Source organism: Streptomyces coeruleoprunus (genome assembly GCF_039542925.1).
In the GTDB taxonomy this organism is placed as follows: Bacteria; Actinomycetota; Actinomycetes; order Streptomycetales; family Streptomycetaceae; genus Streptomyces; species Streptomyces coeruleoprunus.
Genome location: NZ_BAABIT010000001.1, coordinates 3,748,766 through 3,775,561, shown reverse-complemented (window position 1 = coordinate 3,775,561; position 26,796 = coordinate 3,748,766). Strand labels below are relative to the sequence as shown.

The 26,796-nt window shown below is 71.4% G+C and carries 26 protein-coding genes, 1 tRNA gene and 1 pseudogene; 13 read left to right on the top strand and 15 right to left on the bottom strand.

All coding sequences use genetic code 11. From position 1 onward, the window contains the following. The first annotated feature begins 387 nt into the window (after window positions 1-387). The 6 genes from paaA (at window position 388) to ABEB09_RS16765 (ending at window position 5,394) form a co-directional block, all read left to right on the top strand. Complete coding sequence (gene paaA / locus ABEB09_RS16790; protein WP_345693961.1) at window positions 388-1,332, top strand: 1,2-phenylacetyl-CoA epoxidase subunit PaaA; 945 nt, start codon at window positions 388-390, stop codon at window positions 1,330-1,332. After that, entirely contained in the window at window positions 1,329-1,616 is a 288-nt protein-coding gene (paaB, locus tag ABEB09_RS16785) for a 1,2-phenylacetyl-CoA epoxidase subunit PaaB (protein WP_345690735.1), read from the top strand. The genes paaA and paaB overlap by 4 nt, the downstream gene beginning before the upstream one ends. Beyond that, window positions 1,613-2,344: a 1,2-phenylacetyl-CoA epoxidase subunit PaaC gene (gene paaC, locus ABEB09_RS16780; protein ID WP_345690734.1), complete on the top strand. Its 732-nt coding sequence runs from the start codon at window positions 1,613-1,615 to the stop codon at window positions 2,342-2,344. The genes paaB and paaC overlap by 4 nt, the downstream gene beginning before the upstream one ends. Next, window positions 2,338-2,832: a 1,2-phenylacetyl-CoA epoxidase subunit PaaD gene (gene paaD, locus ABEB09_RS16775; protein WP_345690733.1), complete on the top strand. Its 495-nt coding sequence runs from the start codon at window positions 2,338-2,340 to the stop codon at window positions 2,830-2,832. Before paaC ends, paaD begins: the two co-directional genes overlap by 7 nt. After that, on the top strand, window positions 2,833-3,894 hold the full coding sequence (locus ABEB09_RS16770) for a 2Fe-2S iron-sulfur cluster-binding protein (RefSeq protein ID WP_345690732.1): 1,062 nt from the start codon (window positions 2,833-2,835) through the stop codon (window positions 3,892-3,894). A 372-nt stretch (window positions 3,895-4,266) separates the two neighbouring features. Beyond that, window positions 4,267-5,394, top strand: a complete 1,128-nt coding sequence (locus ABEB09_RS16765; RefSeq protein ID WP_345690731.1) for an acyl-CoA dehydrogenase family protein — start codon at window positions 4,267-4,269, stop codon at window positions 5,392-5,394. A 94-nt stretch (window positions 5,395-5,488) separates the two neighbouring features. On the opposite strand, the gene ABEB09_RS16760 is transcribed toward ABEB09_RS16765, so the two are convergent. From ABEB09_RS16760 to ABEB09_RS16730, 7 genes are all read right to left on the bottom strand, one after another. Further along, window positions 5,489-5,833: a rhodanese-like domain-containing protein gene (locus tag ABEB09_RS16760; protein WP_345690730.1), complete on the bottom strand. Its 345-nt coding sequence runs from the start codon at window positions 5,831-5,833 to the stop codon at window positions 5,489-5,491. An 86-nt stretch (window positions 5,834-5,919) separates the two neighbouring features. Next, on the bottom strand, window positions 5,920-6,810 hold the full coding sequence (locus tag ABEB09_RS16755) for a hypothetical protein (protein ID WP_380840431.1): 891 nt from the start codon (window positions 6,808-6,810) through the stop codon (window positions 5,920-5,922). Window positions 6,811-6,843: 33 nt separating this feature from the next. Continuing rightward, window positions 6,844-8,340 carry a DUF2252 domain-containing protein gene (locus ABEB09_RS16750; protein WP_345690729.1) on the bottom strand — a complete coding sequence of 499 codons (1,497 nt, stop codon included), beginning with the start codon at window positions 8,338-8,340 and terminating at the stop codon, window positions 6,844-6,846. A gap of 100 nt (window positions 8,341-8,440) precedes the next feature. Beyond that, window positions 8,441-9,088 carry a response regulator gene (locus tag ABEB09_RS16745; RefSeq protein ID WP_345690728.1) on the bottom strand — a complete coding sequence of 216 codons (648 nt, stop codon included), beginning with the start codon at window positions 9,086-9,088 and terminating at the stop codon, window positions 8,441-8,443. A gap of 119 nt (window positions 9,089-9,207) precedes the next feature. Then, a complete protein-coding gene (locus tag ABEB09_RS16740; RefSeq protein WP_380840434.1) occupies window positions 9,208-10,998 on the bottom strand; it encodes a sensor histidine kinase in 1,791 nt (596 codons plus the stop codon). Window positions 10,999-11,091: 93 nt separating this feature from the next. After that, a complete protein-coding gene (locus ABEB09_RS16735) occupies window positions 11,092-11,241 on the bottom strand; it encodes a hypothetical protein (RefSeq protein WP_345690727.1) in 150 nt (49 codons plus the stop codon). An 82-nt stretch (window positions 11,242-11,323) separates the two neighbouring features. Continuing rightward, a tRNA-Leu gene (locus tag ABEB09_RS16730) sits at window positions 11,324-11,407 on the bottom strand. Between the two features lie 435 nt (window positions 11,408-11,842). On the opposite strand from ABEB09_RS16730, the gene ABEB09_RS16725 reads away from it, so the two are divergent. The 6 genes and pseudogenes from ABEB09_RS16725 (at window position 11,843) to pknB (ending at window position 19,923) form a co-directional block, all read left to right on the top strand. Further along, window positions 11,843-12,703: an FHA domain-containing protein gene (locus ABEB09_RS16725; protein WP_345690726.1), complete on the top strand. Its 861-nt coding sequence runs from the start codon at window positions 11,843-11,845 to the stop codon at window positions 12,701-12,703. A 10-nt stretch (window positions 12,704-12,713) separates the two neighbouring features. Next, on the top strand, window positions 12,714-13,205 hold the full coding sequence (locus ABEB09_RS16720) for an FHA domain-containing protein FhaB/FipA (protein ID WP_345690725.1): 492 nt from the start codon (window positions 12,714-12,716) through the stop codon (window positions 13,203-13,205). A 126-nt stretch (window positions 13,206-13,331) separates the two neighbouring features. After that, window positions 13,332-14,818 (top strand): annotated as a pseudogene (locus ABEB09_RS16715) (Stp1/IreP family PP2C-type Ser/Thr phosphatase). Between the two features lie 27 nt (window positions 14,819-14,845). After that, a complete protein-coding gene (locus ABEB09_RS16710) occupies window positions 14,846-16,276 on the top strand; it encodes an FtsW/RodA/SpoVE family cell cycle protein (protein WP_345690724.1) in 1,431 nt (476 codons plus the stop codon). Then, window positions 16,273-17,730, top strand: a complete 1,458-nt coding sequence (locus ABEB09_RS16705; protein WP_345690723.1) for a peptidoglycan D,D-transpeptidase FtsI family protein — start codon at window positions 16,273-16,275, stop codon at window positions 17,728-17,730. The genes ABEB09_RS16710 and ABEB09_RS16705 overlap by 4 nt, the downstream gene beginning before the upstream one ends. A 144-nt stretch (window positions 17,731-17,874) precedes the next feature. After that, entirely contained in the window at window positions 17,875-19,923 is a 2,049-nt protein-coding gene (gene pknB, locus ABEB09_RS16700) for a Stk1 family PASTA domain-containing Ser/Thr kinase (protein ID WP_345690722.1), read from the top strand. A gap of 99 nt (window positions 19,924-20,022) precedes the next feature. Here pknB and ABEB09_RS16695 read toward each other — a convergent pair whose 3' ends face one another. The 6 genes from ABEB09_RS16695 to ABEB09_RS16670 form a co-directional block, all read right to left on the bottom strand. Beyond that, window positions 20,023-20,703 carry a class E sortase gene (locus tag ABEB09_RS16695; protein ID WP_345690721.1) on the bottom strand — a complete coding sequence of 227 codons (681 nt, stop codon included), beginning with the start codon at window positions 20,701-20,703 and terminating at the stop codon, window positions 20,023-20,025. A 23-nt stretch (window positions 20,704-20,726) separates the two neighbouring features. After that, entirely contained in the window at window positions 20,727-22,082 is a 1,356-nt protein-coding gene (locus ABEB09_RS16690; protein WP_345690720.1) for a class E sortase, read from the bottom strand. Continuing rightward, complete coding sequence (locus tag ABEB09_RS16685) at window positions 22,079-22,717, bottom strand: aminodeoxychorismate/anthranilate synthase component II (RefSeq protein ID WP_345690719.1); 639 nt, start codon at window positions 22,715-22,717, stop codon at window positions 22,079-22,081. The genes ABEB09_RS16690 and ABEB09_RS16685 overlap by 4 nt, the downstream gene beginning before the upstream one ends. Next, window positions 22,714-22,875, bottom strand: coding sequence for a hypothetical protein (locus ABEB09_RS16680; protein WP_345690718.1), 162 nt, complete (start codon window positions 22,873-22,875; stop codon window positions 22,714-22,716). Before ABEB09_RS16680 ends, ABEB09_RS16685 begins: the two co-directional genes overlap by 4 nt. A gap of 74 nt (window positions 22,876-22,949) precedes the next feature. Beyond that, window positions 22,950-23,663: a class E sortase gene (locus tag ABEB09_RS16675; RefSeq protein WP_345690717.1), complete on the bottom strand. Its 714-nt coding sequence runs from the start codon at window positions 23,661-23,663 to the stop codon at window positions 22,950-22,952. A gap of 26 nt (window positions 23,664-23,689) precedes the next feature. Next, complete coding sequence (locus tag ABEB09_RS16670) at window positions 23,690-24,457, bottom strand: DUF881 domain-containing protein (protein WP_345690716.1); 768 nt, start codon at window positions 24,455-24,457, stop codon at window positions 23,690-23,692. A 150-nt stretch (window positions 24,458-24,607) separates the two neighbouring features. On the opposite strand from ABEB09_RS16670, the gene crgA reads away from it, so the two are divergent. Then, entirely contained in the window at window positions 24,608-24,865 is a 258-nt protein-coding gene (crgA, locus tag ABEB09_RS16665) for a cell division protein CrgA (protein WP_345690715.1), read from the top strand. Window positions 24,866-25,122: 257 nt separating this feature from the next. Here the strand turns inward: crgA and ABEB09_RS16660 are convergent, their stop codons facing one another. Both ABEB09_RS16660 and ABEB09_RS16655 read right to left on the bottom strand, forming a co-directional pair. Next, window positions 25,123-26,016, bottom strand: coding sequence for a rhomboid family intramembrane serine protease (locus tag ABEB09_RS16660; RefSeq protein ID WP_345690714.1), 894 nt, complete (start codon window positions 26,014-26,016; stop codon window positions 25,123-25,125). A gap of 81 nt (window positions 26,017-26,097) precedes the next feature. After that, window positions 26,098-26,631, bottom strand: a complete 534-nt coding sequence (locus tag ABEB09_RS16655; RefSeq protein WP_345690713.1) for a peptidylprolyl isomerase — start codon at window positions 26,629-26,631, stop codon at window positions 26,098-26,100. Window positions 26,632-26,796: the final 165 nt, after the last annotated feature.

The window sequence follows — 26,796 nt, the reverse complement described above, 5'->3', positions numbered from 1 at the left end:
GCCGCGGCCTCGGGCCGATCGGCGGCCAACGGGCCTGCCAAGCGGTCGGCCCCCGCGAGGGTGTCTGCCACGGAGTCGGCCGGAGTCCCGGCGCGCGCCGCCGGTTCGGTCACCCGTTCGGGCGCACGATCGGCGCCAGGGTCCTCGTCCCGCCTCGCCGCCTCCGCCCAGCTGGGGGTCGTGGGGGGCGGGAGAGGAAGGGCCGGGTTCCGGTCACCGGCGTCGCCGCGCCCGGCGCGCCCGCGCTCCTCGTCGTATGGCTCCATCCCGCCCCGATCCCCATCGATGCACTGCGGTTATCCACAGGGTTGACACCATACGGGCCACCGACCGACCATTGAAGTCATTCAACCGAACGATCGGTCGGTAGGGGGCCCGATGACGGCAATGACTGCGGATACGCAGGAGGCGTACGAGGCGGTGTTCAACGCCGCCGTGGCCGCCGACGAGCGAATCGAGCCGCGCGACTGGATGCCGGACGCGTACCGCGCGACGCTGATCCGGCAGATCGCGCAGCACGCCCACTCCGAGATCATCGGTATGCAGCCCGAGGCCAACTGGATCACCCGGGCGCCCTCGCTGCGGCGCAAGGCGATCCTCATCGCCAAGGTCCAGGACGAGGCGGGCCACGGCCTGTACCTGTACAGCGCCGCCGAGACGCTCGGCGCGAGCCGGGACGAGCTGCTGGACAAGCTGCACTCCGGCCGCCAGAAGTACTCGTCGATCTTCAACTACCCCACGCTGACCTGGGCCGACGTCGGCGCCATCGGCTGGCTGGTGGACGGCGCCGCGATCATGAACCAGGTGCCGCTGTGCCGCTGCTCCTACGGTCCGTACGCCCGCGCCATGGTCCGGGTCTGCAAGGAGGAGTCCTTCCACCAGCGGCAGGGCTACGAGTCGCTGCTCCACCTCTCGCGCGGCACCGCGGAGCAGCGTGAGATGGCGCAGGACGCGGTGAACCGCTGGTGGTGGCCGTCGCTGATGATGTTCGGCCCGCCGGACGACCAGTCGGCGCACTCGGCTCAGTCCATGGCCTGGAAGATCAAGCGCCACTCCAACGACGAGCTGCGCCAGCGTTTCGTCGACGCCTGTGTCCCCCAGGCGGAGTCGCTGGGGCTCACGCTCCCCGACCCCGATCTGCGCTGGAACGAGGAGCGCGGGCACTACGACTTCGGCCCGATCGACTGGGACGAGTTCCACCAGGTCCTCAAGGGGAACGGGCCGTGCAACGAACAGCGGATCACCCAGCGCCGACGGGCCCACGAAGAGGGAGCCTGGGTCAGGGAGGCGGCGGCCGCGTACGCCGCGAAGCACAGGGAGGCGACGGCATGACGAGCAGCGACTGGCCGCTGTGGGAGGTGTTCGTGCGCTCGCGCCGCGGACTGTCCCACACGCACGCGGGGAGCCTGCACGCCCCGGACGCGGAGATGGCCCTGCGCAACGCCCGCGACCTGTACACCCGGCGCAACGAGGGCATCTCGATCTGGGTCGTGCCGTCCGCAGCGATCACCGCCTCGTCGCCCGACGAGAAGGACCCGTTCTTCGAGCCGGCCGCCGACAAGCCGTACCGGCACCCGACCTTCTACGAGATCCCCGAGGGGGTGCAGCACCTGTGACGGCCTCCGTGAACACCGCGGCCGCGCTCGCCCTGGGCGACGACGCGCTGGTGCTGTCCCACCGGCTGGGGGAGTGGGTGGGCCACGCGCCCGCCCTGGAGGAGGAGGTCGCCCTCGCCAACATCGCCCTGGACCTGCTGGGCCAGGCGCGGGTGCTGCTCTCCCTGGTCGGCGACGAGGACGAGCTGGCGTACCTGCGGGAAGAGCGGGCGTTCCGCAACGTGCAGCTCGTGGAGCAGCCGAACGGGGACTTCGCCCACACCATCGCCCGCCAGCTGTACTTCTCCACCTACCAGCGGCTGCTGTACGGACGCCTCGCCGCCGGGGCCGCCGAGGTGCCCGAGGAGCTGAAGGCGCTCGCCGCCAAGGCCGTCAAGGAGATCGCGTACCACCAGGACCACGCCGAGCAGTGGACACTGCGGCTCGGTGACGGCACCCCGGAGAGCCACGAGCGGATGCAGCGGGGCTGCGAGGCGCTGTGGCGGTACACGGGTGAGCTGTTCCAGCCGGTCGAGGGCCTCGACATCGACTGGCGTGAGCTCGAGTCCGACTGGCTGGCCTCCGTCTCGGGCGTGCTGACGCGGGCGACGCTGGCCCTGCCCGAGGGGTCCCGGGGCACAGCGTGGAGTGCGGGCGCCGGCCGGCAGGGCGTGCACACCGAGCCGTTCGGCCGGATGCTCGCCGAAATGCAGCATCTGCACCGCAGCCACCCGGGGGCGACATGGTGACGACAACGCCCCTGGAGGAGGAGCTGAGCCGGCTGGCCGGTGCGGTTCCCGACCCCGAGCTGCCCGCGGTCACCCTGGAGGAGCTGGGCGTGCTGCGTGGCGTGCACGTCCTCGGACCGGGCCGGGTGAGGGTGGAGCTGACGCCGACCTACACCGGCTGCCCCGGCATCGAGGCGATGGCCTCGGACGTCGAGCGGGTGCTGCACGAGCACGGCATGGCGGACGTCGCGGTCGTCACGGTCCTCTCCCCCGCCTGGACGACGGACGACATCACCGAGGAAGGGCGGCGCAAGCTCGCCGAGTTCGGCATAGCCCCGCCCCGCCCACAGAAGGCGGACGGGCCGGTGCCGCTCACCCTGGCCATCCGCTGCCCACACTGCGGCTCGACCGACACCGAGCTGCTGAGCAGGTTCTCCTCGACCGCGTGCAAGGCGCTGCGCCGCTGCGTCACCTGCCGCGAACCCTTCGACCACTTCAAGGAGTTGTAGATGTTCCATCCGCTCCGGGTGAGCGAGGTCGAGCGGCTCACGGACGACTCGGTGGCCGTCACCTTCGACGTTCCGGCCGAACTGCGGGAGGCGTTCCGGCACACACCGGGTCAGCACCTGACGCTGCGCCGCATCCTGCCGGGCGGCGAGGAGATCCGCCGTACGTACTCGATCTGCTCCCCGGCGATGACCTCGGGTGTGGATCCGGTACTGCGGGTGGGCATCCGGCTGGTGGACGGAGGCGAGTTCTCGACGTACGCGCTGAAGGAATTGTCGGCCGGGGACACCGTGGAGGTCATGGAGCCGATGGGCCGGTTCGTGCTGGCGCCCCGGCCGGGGCACTTCGCGGCGGTGGTCGGCGGCAGTGGCATCACGCCCGTGCTGTCCATCGCGTCGACCCTGCTGGCCCGTGAACCGCACGCGTTGTTCTGTCTGATACGCAGCGACCGCACCGCCTCCTCCACGATGTTCCTGGAGGAGGTCGCCGACCTGAAGGACCGCTACCCGGACCGGTTCCAGCTGATCACCGTGCTGTCCCGGGAGGACCAGCAGACCGGGCTGCCGTCCGGCCGCCTGGACGAGGAGCGGCTGCGGGGGCTGCTGCCGGCGCTGCTGCCGGTGGAGGACGTGGACGGCTGGTTCCTGTGCGGGCCGTTCGGGCTGGTGCAGAGCGCCGAGCGGACCCTACGGGGGCTCGGTGTGGAGCGGACCCGGATCCACCAGGAGATCTTCCATGTGGACGACGGTTCGACGCCCGCTCCGGTGCGGGTGGCGGGCGAGGCGGCCCACGCCACGCTGACGGCCAAGCTGCACGGCCGGTCGGGAAGCTGGCCGGTGCAGGAGGGCGAGTCGCTGCTGGAGACGGTCCTGCGGAGCCGGGCGGACGCGCCGTACGCCTGCAAGGGCGGCGTCTGTGGCACCTGCCGGGCGTTCCTGGTCTCCGGCGAGGTGCGGATGGACCGCAACTTCGCACTGGAGGCGGACGAGACGGAGGCCGGCTATGTACTGGCGTGCCAGTCCCACGCGATGACCCCCGAGGTGGCACTGGACTTCGACCGCTGAGCCAACGAGCGCACGCCTTGGCCCGCCCATGACAGGGGGCGGGCCAAGGCCGGACGCGGGTGGCCCGCAGGGGCGGGCCAAGGCCGGCAGAGGGCGTGTCCCAGGCCCGGCGCGGGTGGCCGCAGGGTGGGCAGTGCCCGGTCCGGCAGGGCGCGCACCCATGCCCGGCGCACTGGAGCACCTTGCCGGGGGGCAACAACCAGGCGGCGCCCAAGTACGGCTTGCCGTGGCAGAAGGCGAGGGCCAAGTCCCGCGCGACCCCTGCCGATCCGGCTGCTGCGGGGCGTGTGCGAGGCTTCCGTTCTTCTAGAACCTGTTCTATCTTGACGGGCCGTCAGATGGAGCGGTGCGGGAGAGCGGGAGGACCGGGCTGTGGACTTCTCCTTCAGTGAAGAGCAGCAGGCGGCTGTCGAGGCGGCTCGGGCGGTCTTCTCGGATGTCGCGCCCGACCGGGTGCCGAGCCCGGCGCTGACGCTGGGCGCGGTGGCGGAGGAGTTCGACCGGCCCCTGTGGGCGCGGCTCGCTGGGGCCGATCTGCTGAGCCTGGTGCTGGGGCCCGAGTACGGCGGGGCGGGGCTGGATCCGGTCGCGCTCTGTCTGGTGCTGCGGGAGTCGGCGAAGGTGCTGGCGCGGGTACCGCTCCTGGAGACGTGTGCCGTGGCGATGGCGGTGGAGCGGTACGCCGCACCGGAAGTGGCCGCCGGGCTGTCGCCGGGCGTCGGGCGTGGCGACACGGTCCTCACCGTCGCGGCGAACGGCCGTACCGGCCACGACCCGGCCGAGCAGGCCGTCGCGGTGAGCCCGGACGGGGACGGCTGGGTGCTGGACGGGATGCAGACGGCGGTCCCGTGGGCGCGCTGCGCGGACCTGATCGCCGTGCCGGGGCACACCGGTGACGGCAGGACGGTGCTGGCCCTGGTGGCGCCAGGGCGGAAAGGTGTCGTCCTGGCCGACCAGGTGTCCACGAGCGGCGAGCTCCTGGCGGAGGTGCGGCTGGACTCCGTGCGGGTCGCCGCCGGTGAGCTGATCGACGCCGAGGGCGCCTGGGAGTGGCTGCGCGCCCTGCTGACCACGGGCACCTGTGCGCTGGCTCTGGGCGTGGGCACGGCCGTGCTGGCCATGACCAGCGACTACACCGGCAAGCGGGAGCAGTTCGGGTTCCCGCTGGCCACGTTCCAGGCGGTCGCCGTCCAGGCCGCTGACCGCTACATCGACCTCCAGGCCATGGAGGCCACGCTGTGGCAGGCGGCCTGGCGGATGTCCGTCGACGCGGGCGGGGAGCTGCCGCTCGCGGCTGATGTCGCCGTGGCGAAGATCTGGGCGTCCGACGGGGTGCGGCGGGTCGTGCAGACCGCACAGCACCTGCACGGCGGGTTCGGCGCGGACACCGACTACGCCCTGCACCGGTACCACGCCTGGGCCAAGCAGTTGGAGCTGTCCCTCGGGCCGGCGGCCGCTCATGAGGAGGCGCTGGGGGACCTCCTGGCGAGCCGGCCGTAGCGAGGTCCCGAGCCCGACGCCCCGAGCCCGACGCCCCGAGCCCCGACGCCCCGAGACCGCGCGCCCCGAGACCCCGAGATGGCGTGCGCGGCGGCTACAGCACCACGGCGGGGCCGTCGTGGTCGGCGACCATCGGGCGGCCGGCGTCCTCCCAGGCGAGCATGCCGCCGTCGACGTTCACGGCGTCGATGCCCTGCTGCACCAGGTACTGGGTGACCTGCGCCGACCGGCCGCCGACCCGGCACATCACATAGGCGCGCCGGCCGTCGGCCACGGCCTCGGTCACCTCACCGAAGCGCGCGACGAAGTCGCTCATCGGCACGTGCAGCGCACCCTCGACATGCCCTGCCGCCCACTCGTCCTGCTCTCGGACGTCCAGGACCAGCCCGTCGGCCGGCACCGAAGCGACGTCCACGGTGGGCAGGGATGCGAAGTTCATGGATCAAGCCTTCTCTCGGCGACGAAGTGAACGAGGGGAATGAGGGGAATGAGGGGAACAAGGGGCATGAGGAATGAGGGACACCCTCAGGGTCGCATGAGCTCGGCCAGCTCGGCCTCACGCGCGGCCACCTGGGCCAGCAGTTGCTCGGCGACCTCGTCGAGCAGCCGGTCCGGGTCGTCCGGCGCCAGCCGCAGCATCGCGCCGATCGCGCTCTCCTCCAGCTCGCGGGCCACCAGGGCCAGCAGTTCCTTGCGCTGCGCCAGCCATTCGAGCCGGGCGTACAGCTCCTCGCTCTCGCCGGCCTCGGGCTCCGCCGGTGCGGGGCCGGCCGCCCACTCCTCGGACAGCTCCCGCAGCCGGGTCTCGTCGCCGAGCGCGTAGACGGCGTTGACCCGCGCCAGGAAGTCCTCACGGCGCTTGCGCTCGGCCTCGTCCGTGACCAGGTCGGGGTGGGCCTTGCGGGCGAGCTCCCGGTAGAGCTTGCGCGCCTCGTCGCTGGGCCGCACCCGCCGGGGCGCCTGGACGGGCTGCTCGTTCAGCATCGCGGCGGCCTCGGGCGACAGGCCGTCGGAGTCGATCCAGTTGTGGAACAACTCCTCGACGCCCGGCATGGGCAGCACCTGGGCCCGCGCCTCCTGCGCCTTGCGCAGGTCCTCCGGGTCGCCGGTGCGAGCCGCGCGGGCCTCCGCGATCAGCGCGTCCAGCTCGTCGAGCCGCGCGTACATGGGGCCCAGCCTCTGGTGGTGCAGCCGGGAGAAGTTCTCCACCTCGACCCGGAAGGTCTCCACCGCGATCTCGAACTCGATCAGCGCCTGCTCGGCCGCCCGCACGGCACGCGCCAGGCGCTCCTCGGGCCGCTCACCGGTCGCGTCGTCGCCCGGCGTGCCGTTCGGGGCGCCGTCGGCAGCGCCGCCGGGAGCGCCGCTCGGCAGGTCGCCGGGAGTGTCGTGCGGGGTGTCGCCGGGGTTCGTCACCCGACCAGACTACGGGCGCCCGGCGGCCACCCGTCACACCCCCAGCTCGGCCGCTATCCGCCCGTTCCTCACGGCGGCGACCAGATCGGCGTGATCGGCTTCCGTGCGGTCCGCGTACGCGACGGCGAACCCGGCGACCGCCGTGTCCAGCTCGTCGCTCTTGCCGCAGTACGCCGCGATGAGCCGGGGGTCGGCGCTGTGCGCGTGCGCCCGCGCCAGCAGGGCGCCCGTCATCCGCCCGTAGTCGTCGACCTGGTCGGCGGCCAGCGCGGCCGGGTCGACGCTGCCCTTGCGGTTGCGGAACTGCCGCACCTGGTAGGGCCGCCCCTCCACGGTCGTCCAGCCCAGCAGGCTGTCGCTGACGACCTGCATCCGCTTCTGCCCCAGCACCACCCGGCGCCCCTCGTGATCCACGTCCTCCACCGCGAACCCGGCCGCCGGCAGGTACGGCCCCAGCGCGGAGGGCCGGGCCTCCTTCACCTGGAGGACCAGCGGCTCACCCCGGTGGTCCAGGAGCAGCACCACATACGACCGCGTGCCCACGCTCCCCGTGCCGACCACCCGGAACGCCACGTCGTGGATCGCGTACCGCGCGAGGAGCGGCAGCCGGTCCGGCGGCAGCGTCCCCAGGTAGGGGCCGAGCGAGGCGGCGACCGCGGCGGCCTCCGCGTCCGGCACGCGCCGCAGCACCGGCGGCGCGTCCACGAACCTCCGGCCGCCGTCCTCCGTCTCCTCCGTCGACCTGGCCGCGAAGCGGGCGCTCGTGTTCCGCCGCGCCTTCTCCGACACGCGCTCCAGCGTGCCGAGCAGGTCCCGCGCGTCCGTGTGGGAGACCAGCTCCTCGTCGGCGATGGCGTTCCAGGCGTCCTGCGCGGGCAGCTTGGCCAGCAGCCGCATGGTCCGCCGGTAGGCGCCCACCGTGTCGTACGCCGCGGCCCGGCACACGTCCTCGTCGGCGCCCGCCTCCCGGCCGGCCAGCACCAGGGACGTCGCCAGCCGCTTGACGTCCCATTCCCAGGGGCCGAACACGGTCTCGTCGAAGTCGTTCAGGTCGATGACCAGCCGTCCGCGGGCGTCGCCGTACAGGCCGAAGTTGGCCGCGTGCGCGTCGCCGCATATCTGGGCGCCCACCCCGGTCACCGGCGTACCGGCCAGGTCGTGTGCCATCAGGCCGGCCGCGCCGCGCAGGAACGCGAACGGCGTCGCGGACATGCGGCCCACCCGTATCGGCGTCAGCGCCGGCACCCGGTCACGGCTGGACTCCTCGACCGCCCGGACCGCGTCAGGCCGTCCCGCGCCCGGCACCGGCGACGCGTGCGCGGCCCGGGGGACGCGCGCCCGCAGCGCCTTGCCCCGCGCCTTCGGGCCGTCACCGCCCTCACCACCGTCACCCCGCCCGCCGCCGGCACGCGGCGCGAAGCCGGGAACCACCGGAATGCGCCCCGCCACCGGCCCGGCACCGGCACGCCGGCTCGTGCCGGCACTTCCGCCCGCCCGCTGCGCCGGCACGGCAATCCGCGACTCGTCCATGAGCCCCCCCCGTTCGCGTACGTCGTTCAACTGCCCCCGACCGTACCCCTGTCGTCCAAGAGCCGTCTGCCCCTGTGGACAACGCCCCGCCCGCCGGCGGCTACAGCCCCGCGTCGCGTGCCAACAGCGCGGCCTGCACACGGTTCTCGCAGCCCAGCTTGGCCAGGATGCGGCTCACGTACGTCTTCACCGTGGCCTCGCTCATGTGCAGCCGCCGGCCGGCGTCGGCGTTCGACAGCCCTTCCCCGAGCAGCGCCAGCACCTCGCGCTCCCGTCCGCTGAGCGCCGCCACGCGGCTCCTGGCCTCCTCGTTGCGTGCCGCCGCGCGCCCCGAGGCGAGCTGTTCGACGACGTGCCGCGTGGCGCCCGGCGAGAGGTACGCGTCGCCAGCGGCGGCCGCGCGCACGGCCCGGATCAGCTCGGCGGGCGCCGTGTCCTTGAGCAGGAAGCCCGCGCCGCCGTACTCCAGCGCCCGCAGGACGTTGTCCCGCTCCCCGAACGTGGTCAGCACGACGACCCGTGCCTCCGGCGCCGCGCGGCGCAGCTCCGGCAGCGCCGTGAGCCCGTCCATCACCGGCATTTGGAGGTCGAGCAGCACCACGTCGGCGGCGTGCGCGCGGGTCAGCTCGACGGCGTCACGGCCGTTCGCCGCCTCGGCCACGACCCGGATGTCCGGGTCCGAGGTCAGAATCATCCGGATCCCCGCCCTGATCAGCGGCTCGTCGTCGGCGACGACGACCTTGATCATCGCCGCACCGGCACTACCGGCACTCCCCGCACCACCGGCCCCCTCGACCCCACCGACGCCCCCCGTACCCACGCCGACCCCCGTCACGTCGCCCGCCCCTTCACCGAAGCGGTCGTCCGCTACCGCTTCACCTCGTACGCCTTCTTCTCGATCAGCTTGCCGTCCTTGAAGCAGAACCTGAACACCGGCTCCGAGTCGAAGTCCTCGCTCTCCGCGGTCGACAGGAGCACGAGGCAGTCCGCGCCCGCCGGCTCCTCCGGTCCGAGCCCGTCCAGGCCGAAGGTCGCGATCGTCTCACCCTTCGGCAGCCGGTCCCGCACCTCCTGCTCGTCGGCGCCGATCTTGATCTTCTCGTACTGGGTGCGCGTGATCATTCCCTCGCTCATGGCCCCGACCAGGAAGAACATGCCGAACCCGGCGACCACCAGCAGGACCAGACCCACGGCCGCGGCGATGCCGCAGCCCACGGCCACCCCGCTCGTCCCGCGCACGGGCGGGGCCACGTCCGGCCACGAACCGGGATACGGCCCCGGGTAACCACCCTGGTACGCCCCGGGGAACGCCCCACCGGGCACTCCGCCCTGAGGCACACCACCCGGCACCGACCCGGGCGCCCCGGCCGGCGCCGCGCTCCCGGCCCCCTCGGCCGCCCGCAGCGCCCGCGCCTGCTGCCCGAAGTCGTCCACCGCGTCGACCAGCGGCGGGGCCACCGCCCCCGGCACCCCGTACGGAAGCACCGCCGCGACCCGGAAACCGGCCCCGTCCACGGGCCCCGCGTGCACCATCCCGCCGACCAGGCGCGCCCGCTCATGCAGCCCGGTCAGCCCCTGGCCGCCGCTGACGACGTCCTCGGGCGCGGCCCCGCCCGCCGCGTTCACCACCTCGACGACCAGCGAGTCCGGCTCGTAGCGCAGTTCGACGGCTATGGCCGCGCCCGGCGCGTGCTTGTACGCGTTGGTCAGCGCCTCCTGCACGATGCGGTACGCCGCGTGGTCGGCCGCAGGGGCCAGCGGGCGCGGCTCGCCGCTGCGCTCCAGCTCCACGTCGTTGCCGGCCGCGCGGGCCGCGTCGACGAGCGCGTCGATGCCCGCCGTACCGCGCCGCGCCTGGCCCGACCCGTCGTCCGGGGCGGCCGGCGCCTCGATGCCGTCGCGGAGGATGCCGACGACCTCGCGCAGCTCGCGCATGGCGTTCACCGACGCCTCGCGCAGCACGCCGACGGCCTCCCGCTGGCGGTCGGTGAGCGCGCGGTCGACTTCGAGGGCCCCCGTGTGCACGGATATGAGGGCCAGCTGATGGCCGAGGCTGTCGTGCATGTCCTGGGCGATCCGCTGCCGCTCGCGCAGCCTGGCCTGGCCCTCCACCATGGCGCGCTCGCGCAGCAGTTGCGCGTTCCGGTCCTGGAGGGCGTGCAGCAGGGTCCGGCGCTGGATCCAGTACCGGCTGGCCAGGCCGGGCATCACGGTCGTCGCCAGGTAGTAGAGCGTGGTGAGGAGCACCATCGTCATGGGCGCCTGGCGGGCCATGCCGTCCAGCAGCGAGGCCCCCACGAAGAGCGCGTACGAGACGGTGAACGCGACCAGGGTCCGACCGGGGCCCGCGATGAGCCGTCCGGCCGACCAGCCGACGAGGATGAGCAGCAGCAGGAACCCGCCCACGACCGGGGTCAGCGCACCGGTGACCGCCAGCACGGCCACGGGCAGCCGCCGGCGCAGCAGCGACAGCGCCGCCGCGGCCACGCCGACCACCGCCGGGTACCAGTCGCCGCTGCCGAGCAGCTCCTCGATCCCGGCGGCGAGCAGGCCCATCACCACCGCGACCACGGCCTCCAGGGCCGTCCGCCGCCGCGTCCACAGCTCGGGGGGTGCCAGCCAGCGCCAGCCGGCTCTCGTCATCGCCTTCACGTCCACGGAAGGCACATTAGGCAGAGCCGCGGCCCCCGCACTGCTCTCCTTCGTCGCACACACCGTCGACCAAGGTCTACAAGTGCGAAGCCGATCGGCTCACCGAAGGGTGCAGAAGATCATCGCGTTGTGGCCGCTGTCCCGGACCGGCTCGTCGAGCCCGAGGTCCGCCTTCACCACCCGCAGTTCCCCGATGACCTCGGGCGCCTTCGCGGCCGAGGGTGTGAAGAACGGGATGCCCTGGTCCACCGGCCCTTTCCCGGCCCCCCGACCTGTCACCGGACAAAACAGAGCGGTCGGCATCGTGAGTACGATGCCGACCGCTCATCTGTGCGCGAGGGGGGAGTTGAACCCCCACGCCCTTGCGGGCACTGGAACCTGAATCCAGCGCGTCTGCCTATTCCGCCACCCGCGCATTTGGGTGTTGTCGTCTGTCGGCCCCACCTGTTCGGTGCGACCGCCTGGCGACATCTGAAGATTAGCACGTCGCAGGGGGTGGGTTCACATCCGTTTGTTTCGGGGGCCCGGCGGACGAACAAGGAGGAGGGGAGAGAAGGGCCGGACGAGGTTCCGGGGACCGCCCGGCCGGCCCGGCCCGAGGAGCGACGGAGGGAACGGGTGGAACAGAGGGACGGCACGGAAGGGCGGGCAACGGCATCCCCCGCCACCCGGTCCCCCAGGGTGTGCCCCGGGTGCGGGACACTGTCCACAGGGCGCCTCTACCATCCGTGTGGGAGATGTGAGAGGTGACACTCGTCCACAGGGCAGAGAAGGGGAACCAGCCGATTTCCCGACGCGTGGATACGATCAGTAAGCAGTACCAGGACGGCAACGACGGAGGAGGTGCCCCATGGGAGTCCTGAAGCGGTTCGAGCAGCGTCTCGAAGGTCTGGTCAACGGCACCTTCGCCAAGGTCTTCAAGTCCGAGGTCCAGCCCGTCGAGATCGCGGGGGCCCTCCAGCGCGAGTGCGACAACAACGCCACGATCTGGAACCGCGAGCGGACGGTCGTCCCCAACGACTTCATCGTGGAGCTGAGCGCGCCGGACTACGAGCGCCTGAGCCCCTACTCGGGCCAGCTCGGCGACGAGCTGGCCGGCCTCGTCCGGGACTACGCGAAGCAGCAGCGGTACACGTTCATGGGCCCGATCAAGGTCCACCTGGAGCGGGCCGAGGATCTCGACACCGGCCTGTACCGGGTGCGCAGCCGCACGCTCGCGTCCAGCTCGTCCCCGTCGGCACAGCCGGCGGACGGCCCCGCCGGGCCGCCCGCGGGCCAGGGCCGCCCCGGTGGGTACGGCTACCCGCCGGCGGGCGCCCCGCCCATGCCGGCGGCCCCTCCGCCCGGTTCCGGCATGGCGCCGGGCTCCCAGCACCGCCCCGCCCCGGCGCACCGTCCGCCGGGCGCCTCGGGCCACATGCCCGGCGGCCAGGTGCGCCGCTGGATCGAGATCAACGGCACGCGCCACCAGATCTCCCGGCCCACTCTCGTGCTGGGCCGCAGCACCGACGCCGACGTGCGGATCGACGACCCCGGCGTATCACGCCGCCACTGCGAGATCCGGACCGGAACGCCCTCGACGATCCAGGATCTCGGGTCCACCAACGGCATCGTGGTGGACGGGCAGCACACCACCCGCGCTACGCTCCGCGACGGCTCGCGGATCGTCGTGGGCAGCACCACCATCGTTTACCGGCAAGCCGAAGGGTGAAGCGGGGGCAATGTCAGAGCTGACCCTCACGGTCATGCGGTTGGGTTTCCTCGCCGTACTGTGGCTGTTCGTCATCGTGGCCGTCCAGGTCATCCGCAGCGACCTGTTCGGGACGCGCGTCACGCAGCGCGGCTCGCGCCGCGAGGGCGCCCGCCCGCAGGCGGCACGGCGCGACGCGGCGCCGCCGCAGCAGCGCCAGCGACGGGGCGCCCCGACCAAGCTCGTCGTGTCCGAGGGCACCCTCACCGGCACCACGGTCGCGCTCCAGGGCCAGACCATCACGCTGGGCCGCGCGCACGACTCCACGATCGTGCTGGACGACGACTACGCCTCCAGCCGGCATGCCAGGATCTACCCGGACCGTGACGGCCAGTGGATCGTCGAGGATCTCGGGTCCACCAACGGCACGTATCTCGACCGGACCCGACTCACCACCCCGACCCCCATTCCGCTGGGCGCGCCGATCCGCATCGGCAAGACCGTCATCGAGCTGCGGAAGTAGTACGACAATGAGCGAGCGGAGCGAGCGAGCCGCAGCGGTCCCCGCGGACCGGGCAGGGCTCCCGACCGGAGGGTGGGCAGTGTGGCTCGAGACCGGCTGTACCCCGAGCCGACGGGTGAGGTGCGCATGAGTCTGTCACTGCGCTTCGCCGCCGGGTCGCACAAGGGCATGATCCGCGAGGGCAACGAGGACTCGGGTTACGCCGGCCCCCGGCTGCTCGCGATCGCCGACGGCATGGGCGGCCAGGCCGCCGGCGAGGTCGCCTCGTCGGAGGTCATCTCCACGCTCGTCACGCTCGACGACGACGTCCCCGGCTCCGACATCCTCACCTCGCTCGGTACGGCGGTGCAGCGCGCCAACGACCAGCTGCGCCTCATGGTCGAGGAGGACCCCCAGCTCGAGGGCATGGGGACGACCCTCACCGCTCTGCTGTGGACCGGCCAGCGCCTCGGTCTCGTCCACGTCGGCGACTCCCGCGCGTACCTGCTCCGCGACGGCGTCCTGACCCAGATCACCCAGGACCACACATGGGTGCAGCGGCTCGTCGACGAGGGCCGTATCACCGAGGAAGAGGCCACGACCCACCCGCAGCGCTCGCTCCTCATGCGCGCGCTGGGCAGCGGCGACCACGTCGAGCCCGACCTGTCGATCCGCGAAGTCCGCGCCGGCGACCGGTACTTGATCTGCTCCGACGGGCTGTCGGGCGTCGTCTCCCACCAGACGATGGAGGAGACCCTCGCCAGCTACCAGGGCCCGCAGGAGACCGTGCAGGAGCTGATCCAGCTCGCGCTGCGCGGCGGCGGCCCCGACAACATCACGGTCATCGTCGCGGACGTCCTCGACGTCGACGGCGGCGACACGCTGGCCGGCCAGCTCAACGACACCCCGGTCGTCGTCGGCGCGGTCGCCGAGAACCAGCCGCAGCTGAACGACGGCGGCGCCATGCAGACCCCCGCGGGCCGCGCGGCCGGCCTCGGCCGGCCCGCCCCGCAGCCGCCCGGCGGCGGCTTCGGCCCGCCCGGCAGCGGCGAGGACCTCGGCTACGGCGGCATGCCCCCCGAGGGCTCCTTCGGGGCGTACGCGGACAGCGAGCTGGAGAAGCCGCGCACCGGCCGCAAGTGGTTCAAGCGCGGCTTCTACACGCTGCTCGCGCTCGGCGTCATCGGCGGCGGCCTGTACGGCGGGTACCGCTGGACCCAGACCCAGTACTACGTGGGCGCCAACGAGGGTCACGTCGCGCTGTACCGGGGGATCAGCCAGGACCTGGCGTGGCTGTCGCTGTCGGAGGTGGAGAAGGACCACCCCGACATCGAACTCAAGTACCTCCCCGCCTACCAGCAGAAGCAGGTCGAGGAAACGATCGCGGGCGGCAGCCTGGCGAAGGCCGAGGCCAAGATCAAGGAGCTGGGTCTCCAGGCGAGCGCCTGCAAGAAGCAGGCCGCGGCCCGCGAGGCGTCCGACAGCGTGAGCGCCACGCCGCCCAGCGAGGAGCAGGCCGGCGGCACGGCCGGCGCCTCCGCGTCCACCAAGCCGACCACCGCAGCCACCCCCTCCCGGGCCCGACGCTCACGGAGGACGAGAAGAGGCTGGCCTCGAACTGCGGCAAGCAGTAAGCACCCGTAGGGGGGCCTTTCACCACCATGAGCGTTGTCACCAACACGACCACCATTGGCGCGATCGACGCACCGAGCCGCCGCAACACCGAACTGGTGCTGCTCGCGTTCGCCGTCGCCATCCCGGTCTTCGCCTACCTGAACGTGGGCCTCGCCCTCGACGGCGAGGTCCCGGCCGGCATGCTCGGCTACGGCCTGGGCCTCGGCCTGCTGGCGGGCATCGCCCACCTGCTGGTGCGGAAGTTCGCCAAGTACGCCGACCCGATCCTGCTGCCGCTCGCGACGCTGCTCAACGGCCTGGGCCTGGTGCTGATCTGGCGCCTCGACCAGTCGCCGCGGCTGCAGGCCATGTACAAGACGTTCAGCCCGGACGCGCCGAAGCAGCTCATGTACTCGGCGATCGGCGTCGCGCTGTTCCTGCTGGTGCTCCTGTTCCTCAAGGACCACCGGGTGCTCCAGCGCTACACGTACATCTCGATGATGGTCGCCATCGTCCTGCTCCTGCTGCCGCTCGTCCCGGGCCTCGGCACGGACAGCTTCGGCGCCAAGATCTGGATCAAGGTCGGTCCGTTCTCCATCCAGCCCGGTGAGTTCGCCAAGATCGTGCTCGCGGTCTTCTTCTCCGGCTACCTGATGGTGAAGCGCGACGCGCTCGCCCTGGCCAGCCGCCGCTTCATGGGCCTCTACCTGCCCCGCGGCCGCGACCTCGGCCCGATCCTCACGATCTGGGCGCTCAGCCTGGCCATCCTGGTCTTCGAGAACGACCTCGGCACCTCGCTGCTGTTCTTCGGCATGTTCGTGATCATGCTGTACGTGGCGACCGAGCGGACCAGCTGGATCGTCATGGGTCTGCTGATGGCCGTGGGCGGCGCCGTCGCCGTCGGCTCGTTCGCGACGCACGTGCAGTCCCGTGTGGCCGCGTGGCTCGACCCCTTCGAGTGCCTGAAGACGGCCCCGCCGGACACCAACATGGCGTGGGCCTGCGACCAGATGACCCAGGTCCTCATGTCGTTCGGCTCCGGCGGCACCATCGGCACCGGCCTCGGCCAGGGCAACTCCGACCTGATCCGGTTCGCCGCCAACTCCGACTTCATCTTCGCCACCGTCGGCGAGGAGCTGGGCCTGGCCGGCGCCATGGCCTTCATCCTCCTGTACGGCCTGATCGCCGAGCGCGGTCTGCGCACCGCCCTCGCGGCCCGCGACCCCTTCGGCAAGCTGCTGGCGACCGGCCTCTCCGGCGCCTTCGCCCTCCAGGTGTTCGTCGTCGCCGGCGGTGTCATGGGCCTCATCCCGCTGACCGGTATGACGATGCCGTTCCTCGCGTACGGCGGCTCGTCCGTGATCGCCAACTGGGCGCTGATCGCGATCCTCCTGAGGATCAGCGACACCGCGCGCCGTCCCGCGCCCACCCCCGCCCCGAACCCCGACGCCGAGATGACCCAGGTGGTCCGCCCGTGAACAAGCCCCTGCGCCATATCGCGATCTTCTGCGGCCTCCTGGTGCTCGCGCTGCTCCTGCGGGACAACTGGCTCCAGTTCGTCCGTGCCGACGAGCTGAACTCGCACGAGCGCAACAAGCGGGTGACGATCGAGCGGTACGCCTCCGTCCGCGGCAACATCATCGTCGAGGGCAAGCCGATCACCGGCTCCGTCGACTCCAAGGACCCGCTCTACAAGTACAAGCGCACCTACATCGACGGCCCGATGTGGGCGCCGGTCACCGGCTTCGCCTCGCAGGCCTACGGCGCGACCCAGCTGGAGAAGCTGAACGACTCGATCCTGATGGGCAACGACGACCGGCTCTTCTTCGACCGCACGCTCGCGATGTTCACGGGCGAGCAGAAGCAGGGCGGCAACGTCGTCACGACCCTCAACGCCGCCGCGCAGAAGGCCGCCTACGACGGCCTCGGCGACAAGAAGGGCGCCGTCGCGGCGATCGACCCGCAGACCGGCAAGATCCTCGCGCTGGCCTCCACCCCCTCGTACGACCCGGGCACCTTCGCCGGCTACTCGCGCAACGACGAGAAGGCGTGGGTGTCGCTGGAGAAGGACAAGAACAAGCCGAAGCTGAACCGCGCGCTGCGCGAGATCTACCCGCCGGGATCGACGTTCAAGGTCGTCACGGCGGCGGCCGCCATCGAGGCCGGCAAGATCAAGGACATCAACGCGGCGACGGACACGCCGGAGCCGTACCTCCTGCCCCTGTCGACGAAGCCGATGAAGAACCACGCGCAGGGCTGTGAGAACGCGTCGCTGATGTACGCGATGCAGTGGTCCTGCAACTCGGTCTTCGCGAAGCTCGGCGACGAGGTCGGCCGGGACAAGATGGTCGAGATGTCCGAGAAGTTCGGTTTCAACAACCCGGAGGTCGACACCCCGGTCCGCGCCGCCGCCTCCGTCTACGACAAGAAGATGGACCGCGGTGGAAACGCCCTGTCGTCCATCGGCCAGTTCAACACGGCGACCACCCCGCTCCAGATGGCCATGGTCACGGCGGCGATCGCCAACGACGGCAAGCTGATGAAGCCGTACATGGTCGACAAGCTGGAGGCCCCGAACCTGGACGTGCTCGAGAAGAACGAGCCCCAGGAGATGAGCCGCCCGATGTCGCAGGAGACCGCGCAGCTCGTCCAGCAGATGATGGAGAAGGTCGTCAACGAGGGCACCGGCAAGAAGGCCAGGATCGACGGCGTCACCGTCGGCGGCAAGACGGGTACGGCCCAGCACGGTGAGCTGAACAAGGCCCGCCCCTACGCCTGGTTCATCGCCTACGCCAAGACGGACAGCGGCTCCCCGGTCGCCGTCGCCGTGGTCGTCGAGGACTCCGACGCGACCCGCGACGACATCAGCGGCGGCGGCCTCGCCGCCCCGATCGCCCGCGACGTCATGCAGGCGGTACTGGGCAAGCGGTGATCGTGATCGCTGTGTACCGGTCCCGTATCAGCTTGTGGTCGCGGAGTGATCAGCTTGCCGTGGCCGGTACCGTATGCGCGAACAGCACACCGCCGGACCACACAGACGGGTGCGGTCGGGACTGACGGAGAGGGCTGGAACGTTATGGAAGAGCCGCGTCGCCTCGGCGGCCGGTACGAGCTGGGCTCGGTGCTCGGCCGTGGTGGCATGGCCGAGGTCTACCTCGCGCACGACACCCGGCTCGGCCGCACCGTCGCCGTGAAGACGCTGCGGGCCGACCTGGCCCGTGACCCGTCCTTCCAGGCCCGGTTCCGCCGTGAGGCCCAGTCTGCCGCCTCGCTCAACCACCCGGCGATCGTCGCGGTCTACGACACCGGCGAGGACTACGTCGACAACATCTCCATCCCGTACATCGTGATGGAGTACGTCGACGGCTCCACCCTGCGTGAGCTGCTGCACTCCGGGCGCAAGCTGCTGCCCGAGCGCACGCTCGAGATGACGGTCGGCATCCTCCAGGCCCTGGAGTACTCGCACCGGGCGGGCATCGTCCACCGCGACATCAAGCCGGCCAACGTCATGCTGACGCGTACGGGTCAGGTCAAGGTGATGGACTTCGGCATCGCCCGCGCCATGGGCGACGCCGGCATGACCATGACGCAGACCGCGGCCGTGATCGGCACCGCGCAGTACCTCTCCCCCGAGCAGGCCAAGGGCGAGACCGTCGACGCCCGCTCCGACCTGTACTCCACCGGCTGCCTGCTGTACGAGCTGCTGACCGTCCGCCCGCCCTTCGTGGGCGACTCCCCGGTCGCGGTCGCCTACCAGCACGTACGCGAGGAGCCGCAGCCGCCCAGCAACTTCGACCCCGAGATCACGCCCGAGATGGACGCGATCGTGTTGAAGGCCCTGGTCAAGGACCCGGACTACCGCTACCAGTCGGCCGACGAGATGCGCGCCGACATCGAGGCCTGCCTGGACGGCCAGCCGGTCGCCGCCGCCGCGGCGATGGGCATGGGCTCCATGGGCGCGCCCGGTGGCTACGGCTACCCGCACCCGGACCAGCCGACGACCGCGATGCACGCGGCGGACCCGGCGGCGCAGACGTCGATGCTGCCGCCGATGAACCCGGACGACGGCGGCTACGGCTACGACGACCGCTCCGGCGGCCGGCGCCGCCAGCCGCAGAAGAAGTCCAACCTCTCCACGATCCTGCTGATCCTCGCGGGCATCCTGGTGCTGGTCGGCGCGATCCTGATCGGCAAGTCGGTCTTCGGCAAGGACGACGGCCCGCGCCAGGTCACCGTCCCGAACCTGGTGGGCCAGCCGTACGACACCGAGGGGCAACGGCTCGCGAAGAACGCCCATGTGAAGCTGGCGAAGAAGGGCGAGGAGCCCTGCGACCAGCCCAAGGGCTCCATCTGCAGCCAGGACCCGGAGGCGGACGGCAAGGCCACGATGAACGAGGGCGAGACGATCACCGTCGTCGTCTCGGCGGGTGCCCCCAAGATCCTCGTCCCGAACGTGGTCGAGCAGTCGGAGGAGTCGGCGACCGCCGACCTGAAGTCCGCGGGCTTCAAGGTCAAGGTCGACCGCGAGGAGTCCGACAAGGAGCCCGGCACGGTCATCCGGCAGAACCCGAAGGGCAACAGCGAGCAGGAGAAGGGCACCGAGATCACCATCACGGTGGCCACCCAGGGCAAGGTCAGCGTGCCGCCGGTCGTGGGCAACCAGTTCGACCAGGCCAAGCAGCAGCTGGAGACCCTCGGCTTCCAGGTGGTCCGCGAGGACGTCGACGACCAGCAGCCGGCGAACACGGTCATCGGCCAGACCCCCGGCGGCGGCGAGCGGGTCGAGAAGGGCTCCCAGGTCACCCTGAAGGTGTCCAAGGGCCCGCAGCAACAGCAGGTGCAGGTGCCGCAGCTGTTCGGCCAGACCCTGGGCCAGGCCAAGCAGACGCTCGCCGCGCACGGGCTGACCATCGGCAACATCGACGGGCCCAACGACGACAACGCGTTCGTGGTCGACCAGGACCCCAAGAACGGCAAGCCGGCCCCCGCGGGTTCGGCGGTCAACGTGAAGACGCAGGCCCTGGGCGGCGGCAACAGCAACGGCGGCAACGGCGGTGACGACGGCGACAACAGCGGCTTCTTCGGCGGCGCCACCGGTGCCGTCCTGCGCACCGAGCAGGAGTAGCCGGGCAGCGGCCGCAGCACGCCGGAGGCCCGGCACCCCCCACGGGGTGCCGGGCCTCCGGCGTTGCTGGTGAATCCAGTGGGCGCTGCGGAGGGCTCCCTACCGCAGCTCCGCCGGCTTCGTGCGGTCCTTGTCGACCTTCTCCGTGCGCTCCAGCTGGCCCCACACGATGTAGCGGTAGTCGGAGGTGAGGATCGGCGTGCAGGTCGTCAGCGTGATGTAGCGGCCGGGCTTGCTGACCCCGGACTGCTCGGGCACCGGCTGCAGGACCTCGACGTTGAACTTCGAGGTCTGCGGCAGCGTCTTGTAGACCTTGTAGACGTACCACGTGTCCTTGGTCTCGAAGACGATCGAGTCGCCGAACTTCAGCTTGTGGATGTTGTGGAACTTCGCGCCGTGGCCGTCGCGGTGCGCGGCCAGCGTGAAGTTGCCGGTCCTGTCGCCGGGCAGGGCGGACTTGACCGGGTCCGTGTAGTAGCCGGCGACGCCGTGGTTGAGGACGTCCGGGCTGGTGCCCTTCTTGACCAGGACCTCGCCGTTGTCCATCGCCGGGACGTGCAGGAAGCCGAGCCCGCCCTTGGTGTCGAGGGCGCCGGGGCCCTGTTCGGCCGCCCAGGCGTCGCGGACCTGGTCACCCTGCTTGCCGGCCTCCCGGTCCGCCAGGACGTTCGTCCACCACAGGGAGTAGACGACGAACAGTCCCATCAGCACGCCTGCGGTGATCAGCAGCTCGCCGAAGACACTGATGGCGCCGGCGATCCGGCTGCGCGCACGTGCCACTACATCTGTCCCGTCTTGAGGTTTCAGCCTGCGAGCGCGTCCGGTTTCCCCTTGCTGCGCGGCCGTTCTTCGACCATCTTCCCCCACACGATCATGCGGTAGGTACTGGTGAACTCCGGCGTGCACGTGGTCAGCGTGATGTAGCGGCCCGGCGCGGTGAACCCCGAGCCGTCCGGCACGGGCTTGAGCACCGTGATGTTCGACGGCGGGGTCTGCGGCAGGATACTGGCCATCTCATACGTGTAGTACGTGTCCCGGGTCTCCACGACGATCGCATCGCCCCGGGACAGCCGGTTGATGTACCGGAACGGCTCGCCGTGGGTGTTGCGGTGGCCGGCGACCGCGAAGTTGCCCTGCTTGTCGGAGGGCATGGCGGTCTTGAGCGCGCCCTCCGCGTAGTGGCCGACCATGCCGCGGTCGAGCACCTTCTCCTTGTCGATGCCCTCGGCGATCGGCACGACGACGTCGAGCTTGGGGATGTGCATGATCGCGAAACCCTCGCCGGGCTCGAAGGCGCCGGGGGTCCGGTCCTCCTTGGCCCAGTCCTCCGTGATCCTGTTCTTGGCCTTGTCGACCTCCAGGCCGGCCTGCACGTTCGTCCACCACAGCTGGTAGGTGACGAAAAGCAGCATGACCACGCCGAACGTGATGAAGATCTCACCGATGACCCGGCTGGCGATGACGCCGAGGCTGTCCTTCGCGGCGCGAGCCGCGCGCCGGGCCTCGACGCGGGACAGGGGGGCGCCGGTCGGCGAGGCGGTGGGCGGGGCCGTGGGGGCGGGCGCGCGCCGGCGTCCGCGCGCCTTGGCGGCCCGGCGCCGCTCGGCGCGGCCTCCGGTGGGTCGCTCGGCCTCGTCCTCGGTTATTCGCGGCTGCTCGACCGTGCGCAGCCCGATCGTCTCGTCGTCGCGGACGGGCGGGGCGGGGGAGGGATCCGCGTACGACTCCCGGTACGGCTCTTCGTGCGCCTCTTCGTACGTCGTCTCGTGCGGCGCCCGATAGGGCTGCTCGTACGGCTCGTGGGCCTGCTGGGCCCGCTGGGGCGGTTGGGCCTGCTGCGCCTCGTAGGAGGCGCTGTAGGGCTGCTGGGCCTCGTAGCGCTGCGTGGGCGGCTGCGGGGCCTGCTCCTGGGTTCCGTACGCCGCGTAGGTCCCGTCCGGCTGGTACGTCCCGTACGGCTCGTAGGGCTGCTGCTGCCAGCCCGCGCCAGGATCCGGAATCTGTGGCTCCGGTGCGGTGGCGGCCGGGTCCTGCTGAGGGCCCGGCCGCGTCTGTGGTTCCTGCTCCGGAATGTTCGCCGCCCGGAACCACGGCGACCCGGACGCGCTCGACGCGGACCCGGCCCCCGCCGCGTCGTGCTCCGGGCGCGGGGCGGTCACGCGACGGCCTTGCCCACCACCGGCGCGAGGCCCGCAGACCGGCCGACCGCCCCCGTGTCACCGCACTGCACCAGCCAGTTGGCGAGCATCAGGTGTCCGTGCTCGGTGAGCACCGACTCGGGGTGGAACTGCACGCCCTCCACCGCGTGTTCACGGTGGCGCAGCCCCATGATGATGCCGTCCTCCGTGCGGGCCGTGACCTCCAGGACGTCCGGCAGCGTGTCCGGTTCGGCGGCCAGCGAGTGGTACCGCGTCGCGGTGAACGGCGAGGGCAGCCCGGCGAAGACACCCTTGCCCTCGTGGACGACCGGCGAGGTCTTGCCGTGCAGCAGCTCGGGCGCGCGGTCGACCACACCGCCGTACGCCACGGCCATCGACTGCATACCGAGGCAGACACCGAAGACCGGCACGCCCGTGGCCGCGCAGTGCCGGACCATGTCGACGCAGACGCCGGCCTCTTCCGGGGTGCCGGGGCCCGGGGACAGCAGGACGCCGTCGAAGCCGTCCTGGGCGTGGCTCAGCTGCACCTCGTCGTTGCGGCGCACCTCGCACTCGGCGCCGAGCTGGTAGAGGTACTGGACCAGGTTGAAGACGAAGCTGTCGTAGTTGTCGACGACGAGGATGCGCGCGCTCACTGACCGTCCACCGTCACATCGTTGAACGGAAGCAGTGGCTCCGCCCAAGGGAACACGTACTGGAAGAGCACATAGACGACCCCGAGGACGAGCACGAGCGAGATGAGAGCCCGCACCCATGCGTTGCCCGGGAGATGCCGCCAGATCCAGCCGTACATGACGTCTGCTGGTTCCTTCCGTCGAATGCCCTTCGATACCGCACCAGAGTACGGGGCGATCCCGCCCCGGTGGGTCAGCTGTGGAAAGCCGCGGGCCTGCCCCGGTCCACGGGTTGCGTGGCCGCGAGCCGGGCCCAGGCGATCAGCCGGTGGCTGCTGCCCCACTCGGGGTCGCAGGTGGTCAGCGTCAGGTAGCGGCCCGGCCCCGTGAACCCGGACCGGTCCGGCCGCGGCACCGGGTCGATCACTCCGATGTCGCCGGGCACGGTCCGGTACGGCGGCCTCACGACGCGGTACGTGAACCAGGTGGTCCCGTCGTTGAGGATCACCGCGTCGCCGGGGCGGAGCCGCGGGAAGTCCCGGAACGGATCACCGTACGTACGACGGTGTCCGGCCACCGAGAAGTTCCCGGCCTCCCCGGGGCGCGCCGTTCCGGGGTAGTGACCCAGGCCCTTCTTGAGGGTGTCGGTGGCGGTGCCCTCCAGGACCGGCCAGTGCCAGCCGGCCCCGAACCGGGGGACGTACATCACGGCGAAGGGCTCGCCCTCCCGGTAGGGCTCGGGGGCAGCGGGCGAGGGCGGGGGTGCCGGGGCGGGCGAGGCCGGTGGTGCCGTCGGGGGCCGTACGGGCTCCCGGGCCACCCAGCGGCTCTCCAGGGACTCGATCTGCCGGGCGCCCGCGGCCTCCGCCGTGACGCCGGTCCACAGCAGCACGTACGCCACGAACAGCAGGATCACGGCGCCTGCGGTGATGCACAGCTCGCTGAGGGTCCTCACGATCAGTCGCACGGGCGCCCTCCCGTCGCCGCCGCGGACTAGGTGATGGGCTTCGCGTAGTGGAGGTCCACTGTGCCGGAATAGGCGGGAAGAGTCATCGCCCCGCGCTCCTCGACGTTCCAGCCGAGGCCGTAGGCCTTCACGTAGAGCTGGTAGTTCTTGATCGCGGGGGAGTCGTTGAGGGCCCGTCGCAGCTTCCCGGTGTCCCCCACGGCCGTGACCTTGTACGGCGGCGAGTAGACCCGGCCCTGCAGGATCAGCGTGTTGCCCACGCAGCGCACGGCGCTGGTGGAGATCAGCCGCTGGTCCATGACCTGGATGCCCCGGGCGCCGCCCTGCCACAGCGCGTTCACGACGGCCTGGAGGTCCTGCTGGTGGATGACCAGGTCGTTGGCCTGCGGCTCCGGGTAGCCGGGCGCCGCCTGCGCGTTCGGGGGCGCGTCGTTCAGCGTGACCGTGAGGCCCTCGCCGGCGACCTCGGTGGTGCCCGCGGCCTTCTCCAGGGCGCCGAGCCGGGCGTCCTCCGCCTGGCTGGAACCGTCGTCGCGGCGGGCCAGGGCGTCCACCTCGCCGCGCACGGTCGCCGTGGACTCCTCCAGCTCGGCGTTCTTGGCGCTGCGCTCGCGCACCAGGTCCGAGAGCCGCAGCAGGGAGGCGTCCGTCCGGATGTTGGTGCCCTTGGCGGTGTTGAAGCTGGTGACGAAGATCAGGCCGGCGAGCGCGAAAACGGCAGCGGTCAGCAGCCGGACCGGCTGCCACTTCCCGCGCCGGGCCGGCTCTGCGGGAGAGTCGGCGGAATTGCTCAACGTACCCTTATCTCCTTGGACGTCGCGGAAGCACTACGCTAACGGACGCCCGGGCGCGGCGGTGGTCCCCCTCGCGCTCGGTCCGGTATCAGCCACCACCAGCCAGAGTTCCCTGCGCGGTAACGCAGCGCATCGACAGGAGAGTCCCTCGTGCCGAAGTCACGTATCCGCAAGAAGGCCGACTTCACGCCGCCGCCGGCCGCGAAGCAGGCGACGGCCATCAAGCTGAGCAACCGCAGCTGGGTGGCCCCGGTGATGCTGGCGCTGTTCGCGATCGGGCTGGCCTGGATCGTCGTCTTCTACGTCACGGACGGCACCCTGCCCGTGGAGTCGCTGCGCAACTGGAACATCGTCGTCGGCTTCGGCTTCATCGCCGGTGGCTTCGCCGTCTCGACGCAGTGGAAGTAGCCGGGGGACCCCGGGCACGTCAAGCCCTCCCCCGAGTTATCCACAGCGTTGTGCACAGCCGTGGAAAAGGTCAGACGATCTGTGGATAACTCGCATGGTGTTGACGCCGATGTGACTGCGTCCACGCCCTGAAGCCTGCGCCCCGCCCCTTGTCGCCCTGGGAGAACCCCCAGGTCAGCGACGAGGGGCACAGGTGTTCCCGACGGCGCGCAGCCGCCCGGTCACCTGTTGTGGACAACATTGGGGACAGTGGCCGCTCAACCGAGCATGAGCACCGACAGGTCGGACGATCGCACGACGACCGTGACCAGCGAGGCGGCCAGCACCAGCGCACAGGCGCCCCACTGCATCGGCGCGCGCCGCTCGCGCGGCCCGCCGACCATGCCGTACGCGATGATCGCGCCCGCCACGAGACCGCCGAGGTGCGCCTGCCAGGCGATGGTGTCCCGGAACACCACCGTGATCAGCACGTTCAGCGCGATGAGACCCACGACCGGACGCGGGTCGTACTTGAGGCGCCGGACCAGCACGAAGGTCGCGCCCATCAGCCCCCACACGGCGCCGGACGCGCCGAGTGAGCCGGAGTTCGGCGCGGCCAGCAGATACGTGAGGGCGCTGCCCGCGAGCCCGGACAGCAGATACAGGGCCAGATAGCGCACCCGGCCGAACGCGGGCTCCAGGGGCCCGCCCAGCACCCACAGGCCGATCATGTTGAACCCGATGTGCCACACCTCCTGGTGCAGGAACATCGACGTGACCAGCCGGTACCACTCGCCGTCCGCGACACCCAGCCACTGGGCGGTCTGGAAGTCGAACGCGCGGCCGATGAGCATCAGGTCCTCGACCAGGGCCGGGACGGCCAGCGCGGCGACGAACACCGCCAGGTTGAGCCCGATGAGAATCTTGGTGACGAGGTGCGGGTCCCCGGCCGTGACGGCGGCGCCCGCGAGCGTCCTCGGCCGGCTGGCGCCCGGCGCGTGCCCCGTGCCCGACCCGTTGCGTACGCACTCCGGGCACTGGAAGCCCACCGACGCCGAGACCATGCAGTCCGGGCAGATCGGCCGCTCGCAGCGGGTGCAGCGGATACCGGTCTCCACCCCGGGGTGGCGGTAGCAGCTGGACAGCCCGTTCGGCGCCTGCTCCTGATCCATGGGGATCCCCTCGTCGTCGTGCGTACCAACGCCCCGCCCATCCTTACGGATGGACGGGGCGGAAAGTTTCCGTACGGGGAATCAGCCCTCGCGGGTCTCGATCTCCACGGACTCGATGACGACCTCCTGCACCGGGCGGTCGGTGCGCGGGTTGGTCTGGGTCGTGGCGATGGCGTCCACGACCTTCTTGCCGGCGTCGTTCGTGACCTCGCCGAAGATCGTGTGCTTGCCCGTCAGCCAGGTCGTCGGCGCGACGGTGATGAAGAACTGCGAGCCGTTCGTGCCCGGGCCGGCGTTGGCCATGGCCAGCAGGTACGGCTTGGTGAACGCGAGGTCCGGGTGGAACTCGTCCTTGAACTCGTAGCCCGGACCGCCGGTGCCGTTGCCCAGCGGGTCGCCGCCCTGGATCATGAATCCACTGATGACCCGGTGGAAGACGGTGCCGTCGTACAGGCGGTCGGTGGACTTCTTGCCCGTCGCCGGGTGCGTCCACTCACGCTCGCCCTTGGCGAGCTCGACGAAGTTCCTGACCGTGATCGGCGCGTGGTTCGGCAGAAGCCGGATCTCGATGTCGCCGCGGTTGGTCTTCAGGGTGGCGTAAAGCTGCTCGGCCACGGTGTGCCTTCCTTCGATCTCCTCTGACGTGTACCGATCCTCGCACGGAAGGGCCTACGGGGGACAAAAGGCAGGCCTTGTCCGCGGGCGGAGGCGCCCGCGCCGTCCGCCATTGCCCCGGATGCCCGTACCGCATGCCGACCGGGAGACCGGCAGGCATGATTT